The 7863-nt window shown below is 41.7% G+C and carries 9 protein-coding genes; 5 read left to right on the plus strand and 4 right to left on the minus strand.

Annotated elements, in window-relative coordinates; genetic code table 11:
* The 3 genes from GCCT14_RS02920 to GCCT14_RS02930 all read left to right on the plus strand — a co-directional run.
* Window positions 1-299: hypothetical protein (locus GCCT14_RS02920; RefSeq protein WP_157952535.1), on the plus strand; the 299-nt coding region annotated here is incomplete at its 5' end.
* Window positions 299-1432 (plus strand): aminotransferase class V-fold PLP-dependent enzyme, encoded by a 1134-nt coding sequence (locus GCCT14_RS02925; protein WP_108624171.1) that lies wholly within the window; start codon window positions 299-301, stop codon window positions 1430-1432. The genes GCCT14_RS02920 and GCCT14_RS02925, both read left to right, overlap by 1 nt.
* On the plus strand, window positions 1426-2196 hold the full coding sequence (locus GCCT14_RS02930; protein ID WP_108624172.1) for a NifU family protein: 771 nt from the start codon (window positions 1426-1428) through the stop codon (window positions 2194-2196). The genes GCCT14_RS02925 and GCCT14_RS02930 overlap by 7 nt, the downstream gene beginning before the upstream one ends.
* A gap of 257 nt (window positions 2197-2453) precedes the next feature.
* On the opposite strand, the gene GCCT14_RS02935 is transcribed toward GCCT14_RS02930, so the two are convergent.
* Together GCCT14_RS02935 and GCCT14_RS02940 are read right to left on the minus strand one after the other, a co-directional pair.
* Entirely contained in the window at window positions 2454-2684 is a 231-nt protein-coding gene (locus GCCT14_RS02935) for a histidine phosphatase family protein (protein ID WP_157952536.1), read from the minus strand.
* Window positions 2677-3321: a 2,3-bisphosphoglycerate-dependent phosphoglycerate mutase gene (locus tag GCCT14_RS02940; RefSeq protein WP_108624174.1), complete on the minus strand. Its 645-nt coding sequence runs from the start codon at window positions 3319-3321 to the stop codon at window positions 2677-2679. The genes GCCT14_RS02935 and GCCT14_RS02940 overlap by 8 nt, the downstream gene beginning before the upstream one ends.
* Window positions 3322-3528: 207 nt before the next feature.
* Here GCCT14_RS02940 and GCCT14_RS02945 point away from each other — a divergent pair, with 207 nt between their 5' ends.
* Window positions 3529-4896: an inorganic phosphate transporter gene (locus tag GCCT14_RS02945; RefSeq protein ID WP_108624175.1), complete on the plus strand. Its 1368-nt coding sequence runs from the start codon at window positions 3529-3531 to the stop codon at window positions 4894-4896.
* 10 nt (window positions 4897-4906) lie between these two features.
* Here GCCT14_RS02945 and groL read toward each other — a convergent pair whose 3' ends face one another.
* Window positions 4907-6535 carry a chaperonin GroEL gene (groL, locus tag GCCT14_RS02950; protein WP_108624176.1) on the minus strand — a complete coding sequence of 543 codons (1629 nt, stop codon included), beginning with the start codon at window positions 6533-6535 and terminating at the stop codon, window positions 4907-4909.
* 18 nt (window positions 6536-6553) lie between these two features.
* Window positions 6554-6904, minus strand: a complete 351-nt coding sequence (locus tag GCCT14_RS02955; protein WP_108624177.1) for a GroES family chaperonin — start codon at window positions 6902-6904, stop codon at window positions 6554-6556.
* A gap of 161 nt (window positions 6905-7065) precedes the next feature.
* Here GCCT14_RS02955 and GCCT14_RS02960 point away from each other — a divergent pair.
* On the plus strand, window positions 7066-7863 hold a 798-nt coding region (locus GCCT14_RS02960; protein WP_157952537.1), incomplete at its 3' end, for an ATP-dependent helicase.

Raw genomic sequence — 7863 nt, forward strand, 5'->3', positions numbered from 1 at the left:
TAGAGAAGTGTTTTCTTGCTCTTTACAAACAAGTAGCTAGAGATTTCAAAATTCTCTTTTCTGGAAGAGTCGATCCTCTACTTGCGGATGTAAGAAAATGGGCAAGTCAAGAACCATGTCTTAGGTTCAAATATGAAGATGAATTTGTCACTGGAAAGCTCCTCGACGTTTTGGAGGATGGATCTGGACTTTTTGAATTAGAAAATGGGAAACAAAATTTGTTCCGACCTGGAAATATTAGCCATGTTGAATTCGTCGGAGTTCAAGAGCCGGTGATAGAGCATTATTCAAGGGCGTAATGGCCTATTTTGATCATACCCTTTCAACCTTTGTACACTCATCAGTTATCAAAGAAATAGATAGGGTTAGCACTTCAGACTATTCATCTCCTCTCTCAGACCACGCCAGGGGGCAATCTCTTATTAGCGAGATGGAATCGTCCTGCCAAGATATACTTTCGTTGTTAGGAGCGAGACCTGAACAGTGGTCTCTCTTCTTATTTCCGTCTCACGCAGAAGCTATAAGTCAGGTGTTTTGGTCCACCTACCTAGAAATTTCTCGTTATTCTGGTCGCAATCAATTCCTTGTTTCTCGCTTTAGCGAGCCTGTACTTGATCTTTTCATGAGAAAAATATGTGACCTAGGCGCGCATGTGACACGTATAGATCCAAATTGTGATACAGGAACAATTGACGTAGATTCCTTCGAAAAACATCAAACACTAAAAACGTCTCTTCTTTCACTAACTTGGGCTCACGGACAGATAGGTTTAATTCAACCAATTGAAGACCTAGCTATAAGGTGTAAGGAAAAGGGAATTTTACTACACGTAGATGGATCTCATATAGCTGGGAAATTGCCCATCCAACTGAATGAACAAACAATCGATTTTTTTACATTGAATGGCGAGCAGATACACGGTCCAAAAGGATCTGGTCTTCTTCTTGTTAGAAAACCCATCAGACTCGAGCCTTTAGTCCTCCATTCAAAAAAGGGGAGCTTATTCTCCTATCCATGGCTTCTAGCTGGATTAGGTAAAGCTGCCAAAGAGGCTATTAAGAATCGTTTAGAATGGAATATGGAATTATCTAGATTGCGTCACAGATTCGAAAAACAATTACAAGAGATGGCGCCTAGCTGTCGCGTTTTATTCACTGACAGAAAAAGGCTTCCACATTCATCTCTTGTTCTTTTTCCAAAGGTACATGGAGAGCTTCTGTCATACGAATTGAATCAAAAAGGAGTTTATGTCTCTCATTCTGAGGTTCTTCCAAAGTTTCTAAAAACACAAAGTCTTTTACAAAGAGAGGCTCCAGGATCTGCCTATTCGGCTCTATCGTTTTCCTTTGCTAAAGGTCAAAACCAATCAGAAATTGAGGAGAGTTGTCAGATCATCGCAGAGACTTTTTCTCAGTTGGTGCCTACATGCTAGAACGTTCAATTTGGTCACTATATTGCAAAAAAGCAAAAAAGTTAATTCGAGATAAGCCACTTTTCTGGCTTGACATTGAAGAGGACCGAGAGACTCTGCTGGTAGTTGGTCACGGAGGGACATATACACAAGGAACTACAATTAGATTGTCACTTCTTGTATCTGAAAAAAATGGACGTGTCGAACAAGCCTCTTACTCGTGTTTTGGTAACGATAGATTTTTACTCATGTGCGAAAGTGCGACAACATTTTGCTTAAAAAAAACGTACCGACAACTGGAGATAATGACAGGTGAAGTCATTCTTAGACATTTTTACAGCACATTTAGAAAAGAGGTTGCGGCTTCACTAGCCCCCTTCATAAACACTTTTCTAGATGCAGTGACACAAGCATGTGAATGCTGCTCACATTTGCCTGCAGAGCCAACTAGCCCATTTACAACTCATTTCAATGAGTCTAATCTAATTGAAAATTGGATAGAATTAACCTCCGAAGAAAGGAGACGTCTTCTGGAAGAGGCTTTGGACAAACATGTCCGTCCATTTTTACTTCTAGACTCAGGGAACATCAAGATACTTGATATAGACCCACCTCTGTCAATTAAGTTAGCCTACGAAGGTGCTTGTATAGCATGTCCAGCAGCACACGGGTCGACTCTTCTTTCTATCCGAAATATATTGCAGAAAACAATTCATCCATCATTAGAGATAGTTGTGGATGAGAAGACCATCTCTCCTGTCCATCCATTATCCAACTGTGAATAACTACAGCAAAAAAGATTGTTCCCATCTTTCCAAACTTCATGATCCCCTAGGACCTCTTTACTCATCCAAGCAAGAAGAGGCGGCTCAGCTACGATAACGACCGATTCATTACTATGAATAACAGAGTAAATCTCACCTTTTAAAAAGTTATCCAAATTACATCTAGTTTCTTCAGAAACATTTCCTTCCCAGTCAAGAAACAGCTCTGGATAGACCCAAATACAACGAGATTGAGGAAAAATATTCGGTCTATATCGTTAGTTTGCATCACGATGAGAAAATAAGACATAAGACTCGGCCTGTTGCTGCCCTAAAATTTGAGCAGTGTGCAAGGCACGAATCGCGTGAGAAGAAAAAATTTTACCTATAAAAAAAGAAGATAAAACAGTCCCCAACTTAAAAGCTGAAGCCCTTTCGACTTCATCAAGAGGGAGATCACTATTTTCCTTCTTGGGCAAGTCGCACCTCACAAGAAAAAGCTTACTCACGTGAAAACCCTCCGTTAGAGTAACTGTAGTGTATGGGCTCACCAGTAGCCAATTCTATCATCTCTGCTTCTTCTGCACTCAGTTGTTCAAGATGGACAATCAAAGCCCTCAATGAATTAGCATGGGCTACAATAAGCACATTACAACCAGTCGACAAGTACGGCACAATATTCTCCATAAAAAATGGGACCACACGCAAACAGGTCTGAAACAAACTCTCCCCACCAGGTGGATTATCATAGAAGCCCCTACGCCAACGATGAACCTGTTCATCACCATGGACCTTCCTCATATCTTCCTTGAATAAACCTTGAAGATCTCCATAAAATCTTTCATTGAGAGCTTCATGAGAGTAGACTGGCAAATCATCTCTTGTATTAATCACGGAATCAAGCGAACGGCGCAACGAAATGCTAAAGTGCTTGTTCATCTGTAAACATATGAAAAGTGCCGTCAAAATTGCACGAAAAAGAACAGAAGTGAAAATAACATCAATAGACTCACTAGATAGAGCAAGACCAACCTTGGTAGCCTGCACAATTCCCTTATCTGTCAAAGGAACATCCACCCAACCAGTGAAACGACCAACTTCATTCCATACAGATTCACCGTGACGAACCAAGATCAACTTTCCCATAAATGGACACCTTTTATTATCAAGCTACCACAATCAACTCGCTAGACAACCAAAGCAGAAGAAAAAAAGAAACTAGTAATTCAATACCAAAAGGCTTCTTGAAAAGAAGTCACAAAAATATACAAAACGCATTCTATAGGTTCATAAGTAACGGGGACCATCGCTGTGCCTTTTCTCGTATTCTTTTCCTTGATCGTGGGCTTCTATATGGCCTGGAACATAGGAGCAAGTGACATTGCTAACGCTATGGGAACATCTGTGGGAGCAAAAGCACTCTCTCTACGACAAGCCGTTCTCATAGCAGCTGGGTTCGAATTTCTTGGAGCATTTCTTTGCGGACACGAAGTCATACAAACACTTAATTACGGAATAATTAACTTAGAATCTCTTCAAACAGAATCAACTATCCTTGCAATCGGAATGAACTCATCCCTACTGGCCGCAGGAATTTGGCTCCAAATTGCATCTTACTTTGGTTGGCCCGTATCAACAACCCATACTATAGTGGGAGCTTTAACAGGGTTCGGACTCTTCCTAAAAGGTAAAGAAGCAATACAATGGAGCACATTATTGGCGATTAGCTCCTTCTGGGTGTTTTCTCCCATCCTTGGTGCTATTCTGTCATTTTTACTCTTCGCCTTCTTTCGCATAGCCATACTTAAAGCAAAGCATCCACTAAAACAAGCTGAGAGATGGGTTCCTCTGCTGTGCTCCCTATTCGCGCTCTGCGCAATATCGATACTAACCATACGACTTCCAAGTCTTCCAAGCTCATTCATGGTAGGAGCAGTAGCAATATCTGTTCTCTCATACTTAGGAAGCTATGTAATTATTAAGAGAAAAAGAAGAAAACCTCCCATCAAATGCACACAAGAAGACATGGAAATAAATATACAAATCCAAAATCATGTGGAAACCGCAATAAACACTCTACAAGAAGCAAAAGAACTATCTACAAAAAGAGAATGGGTCCATGAATTACATCAAAGAACGGAATCACTTGAACAACTCAAAAGCAAAATTATCTCTCAAAGAACAAAACACTCATCAGGTCAAGAAGAATTTCTAGTCGAGCAAGACTTCTCATTCCTACAAATTTCCTCTGCCGCCCTTATGGCATTTGCACACGGATCAAACGATATTGCTAACGCAGCAGGTCCTTTGCTATTAGGAATTAAATCAATATACCAACCATCATACGGACACGATACACTGGTAAATTTTATCCTGCTTTGGACCTCAATTGGGATGATAGTTGGACTAGCAACATGGGGATGGAGGGTAATTCAAACAGTAGGAAAAAAGATCACAGAATTGACCCCCAGCAGAGGTTTTGCAGCAGAATTAGGCTGTGCAGTCACAGTTCTTATCGCATCTAAACTACAGATGCCCATCTCCACCACACACACACTGATAGGAAGCCTTATTGGAATTGGCCTAGCAAGAGGGGCAGGAAACCTAAACGTAAAAACAATACAGGGAATATTTCTCTCCTGGATAGTCACAATTCCAACAGGTGCAGTCCTCTGTTGGCTGATTTTTTATTTGATAAAACCAACCCTTTTATCTTTTTAAAAAGAAAAAATTAATAAGCAGCTTCGGCAAGATCGTCCTCAGCATCTTCTTCCTGGGCATCAGTAATGACACAACCACTTGTCAAAACAAGACTTGCAACAGAAACGGCCTTGCTCAAAGCTACGACAACAACAGCAACCGGATCTACAACGGCCATGTCAACCATATTTCCAAATTCGTTCGTCAAACCGTTGTATCCCCAATTTGGATCCACATTGTCATGAATCTTACCAGCAATTAAAGCTCCGTTTTCACCACAGTTAGAGGCAATTTGTGTAGAAGGAGCAAAACAAGCTTGACGAATGATACGAACCCCAACAGCTACCTCAGCCGACACCTCTCCCAGTAATTTATCCAACCCAGCAACGGCTCGAATCAAAGCAACCCCACCACCAGGGACAACCCCACCACTCAATGCTGCACGTGTCGCATGAAGAGCATCTTCAATTCTATCCTTCCTCTCACGTGCCTCAGCTTCGGTCGCAGCACCAACATGAATCACAGCCACACCGTTCTGCAACTTAGAAAGACGCTCAGCTAACGCCTCCTTCTCATAAGAAGAATCTGCATTCCCTAGTGCAGTTCGAATCTCTTCACAACGATTCTCTATGCGGGCAGAATCGCCAAACCCATCTACAACCACTGTATCTTCTTTCGAAACTCGCACTTTACCAGCACGCCCCAAAACTGAAAGGTCAGCTTCTTCCAGTGAAAGTCCAACCTCTGAAGAAATGACTGTTGCACCAGTCATGATTGCCAAATCCTCCAACTTTTGAGCCCTTCTGTCTCCAAAATCCGGAGCCTTCACCGCACAAACTGACAAGCCTCCCTTGACCTTGTTTAGAACCAACATGGCAATTGCTTCAGATTCAATGTCTTCAGCAATTATAAGTAGGGGACGACCACCCTTGTTCTCTGAAAAACGCTCCAAAAATTTTACTAATCCAGCTACCCCTGAAATCTTCCTTCCAACTAGCAACAAAAACGCATCGGAAAATTCACACACTCCCTTTTCGTGATCAGTAACAAAATAAGGGGATACATACCCTTTCGCAAATTGCATTCCCTTCACAACTTCTAGATTTGTTTCAATAGACTTGCTTTCACCAATAGAAATAACACCCTCTTTGCCAATCTCTTGAATAGCTTTTGCAATGATAGCCCCGATTTCAGGATCATTGTTAGCAGAAATCGTGGCCACTTGTTCAAGCCTCTCACTAGTCTCTACTTCCATCCCCATCTCACGAATCGATCTACAAGCACTATCCAAGGCCAATTCAAGCCCCTTCTTCAAGCAAGAAACATCAGCTCCTGCAACTACAGCTTTCATCCCAAGACGCAAAATATCATTACCTAAAACCACTGCTGTGGTAGTGCCATCCCCAGACAAGTCGGCAGTCTGAGACGCAATCTCTCTTAGCAACTGAGCGCCAACATTTTGTAGCGAATCTTTCAGAACTATTTCCTTCGCAACAGAAACACCATCCTTTGTGGCAATGACAGAGTTACCACGACCTATCATCACAGCTCTGCCCTTAGGGCCTAATGTCACGGAAACAATCTGCGATAGGATCCGCGCACCTTCCGCAATAGAACTGCGTGCTTCATCACCAAACGTAACGATTTTTTTCTCGACCATAAATCAACCCCGAACGTCTTAAGAAGGGAGAACCCCCAAAATATCTTTCGATGAGACAACCACAAAATCATCTCCCTCAAATCTCACATCTACCCCAGAATAAGGGGAAATAAGAACACGAGCCCCTTCTTTCATTAGCTCACAAAGAGGCGCAAAATCATCACCGAATGAGTCACATCCTTCAGCACAGCAAACAACAACCAACTCAGAAGGCTTCTCTTTTTCAGAATTTGGGATGACAATCCCTCCAATCGGCTTATTTTCAGAAGCTCTTTTCAAAAGAACACGACTTCCCAAAGGCCTAAGCTTTGCCATAAACTCACCACCCTCTAAGCACAATTCTGATCTAAATAAAGAAAGCCCTTTCACAAGAAAGGGCTGTCGAGTCTAAGTTATCAAACCAATTCCGTCAAGGATCGGAAGCTCATTTTTAGCAAAAAAAAGCAGCGACTGCTAATTCTTTTCACGGAAATAATGAAAGTGCGACTAGCTCGCATAAACCTATTGATTCATTAAAATCAGAGACATGTATGAGGCTCAATTCACAACAACAAAATGCCATACTTCATGTCTCAGGACCTTTGCTAGTGCTTGCTGGAGCTGGCACGGGGAAGACAACAGTTTTGACTGAACGTTTGTGTAGGCTAACTTCTCGTCATCAAATTTCACCAGAGAAAATAATTGCACTGACATTCACGAATCAAGCGTCTAGAAAAATGCAATTTCGGGTTCAAAAAAAAGGAATCAACGGATGTTGGATAGGTACATTTCATCGTCTTGGATATGAGATATTGCGCTCATCACTACCAAAAGAAGGCTTCGCGCAGACAGAACATTTCTCTCTCTATGACGAAGAAGACAGAAAAAAAGTTCTTCGATCTCTACTTGAAGAGCACAAAGTCGACTGCCCTGTTTCATTTTTGGAGTCTTTTTTAAAAAAAATAAAAAATAGAGGGGAGTCCATTGCTATACAAAACAACAACGATGATCTTAGAAGGCTTTGTCTTTTATACGAAAAGCGATTGCAAGAGGACAACGCATTTGACCTAGATGATCTTATCTTGAAACCGTTGGAAATATTTCGCACTTGTCCAGGACTACTATTAAAGTACCAACAAAATTGGTCTCACTTCCTAGTGGATGAATACCAAGACACTAATGAAGCGCAAGCCAAACTGCTTCTCATGTTAGGAAAACCGTGCTACAACATCTGCTTCGTGGGAGATCCAGACCAGGCAATCTACTCTTGGCGAGGAGCTACTATACACAACATTCTTTCACTGCCTAACATGAGAAGCAGTTTGGCTTGCGCTTCATTAGTGTCTTGG

It is taken from the genome of Candidatus Similichlamydia epinepheli (genome assembly GCF_003056015.1).

Coding starts and splice junctions, on each gene's coding strand:
- GCCT14_RS02940 (WP_108624174.1), bottom strand. CDS start 3,321: ATGGGAAAGTTGATCTTGGTTCGTCACGGTGAATCTGTATGGAATGAA.
- groL (WP_108624176.1), bottom strand. CDS start 6,535: ATGGTCGAGAAAAAAATCGTTACGTTTGGTGATGAAGCACGCAGTTCT.
- GCCT14_RS02925 (WP_108624171.1), top strand. CDS start 299: ATGGCCTATTTTGATCATACCCTTTCAACCTTTGTACACTCATCAGTT.
- GCCT14_RS02945 (WP_108624175.1), top strand. CDS start 3,529: ATGGCCTGGAACATAGGAGCAAGTGACATTGCTAACGCTATGGGAACA.
- GCCT14_RS02930 (WP_108624172.1), top strand. CDS start 1,426: ATGCTAGAACGTTCAATTTGGTCACTATATTGCAAAAAAGCAAAAAAG.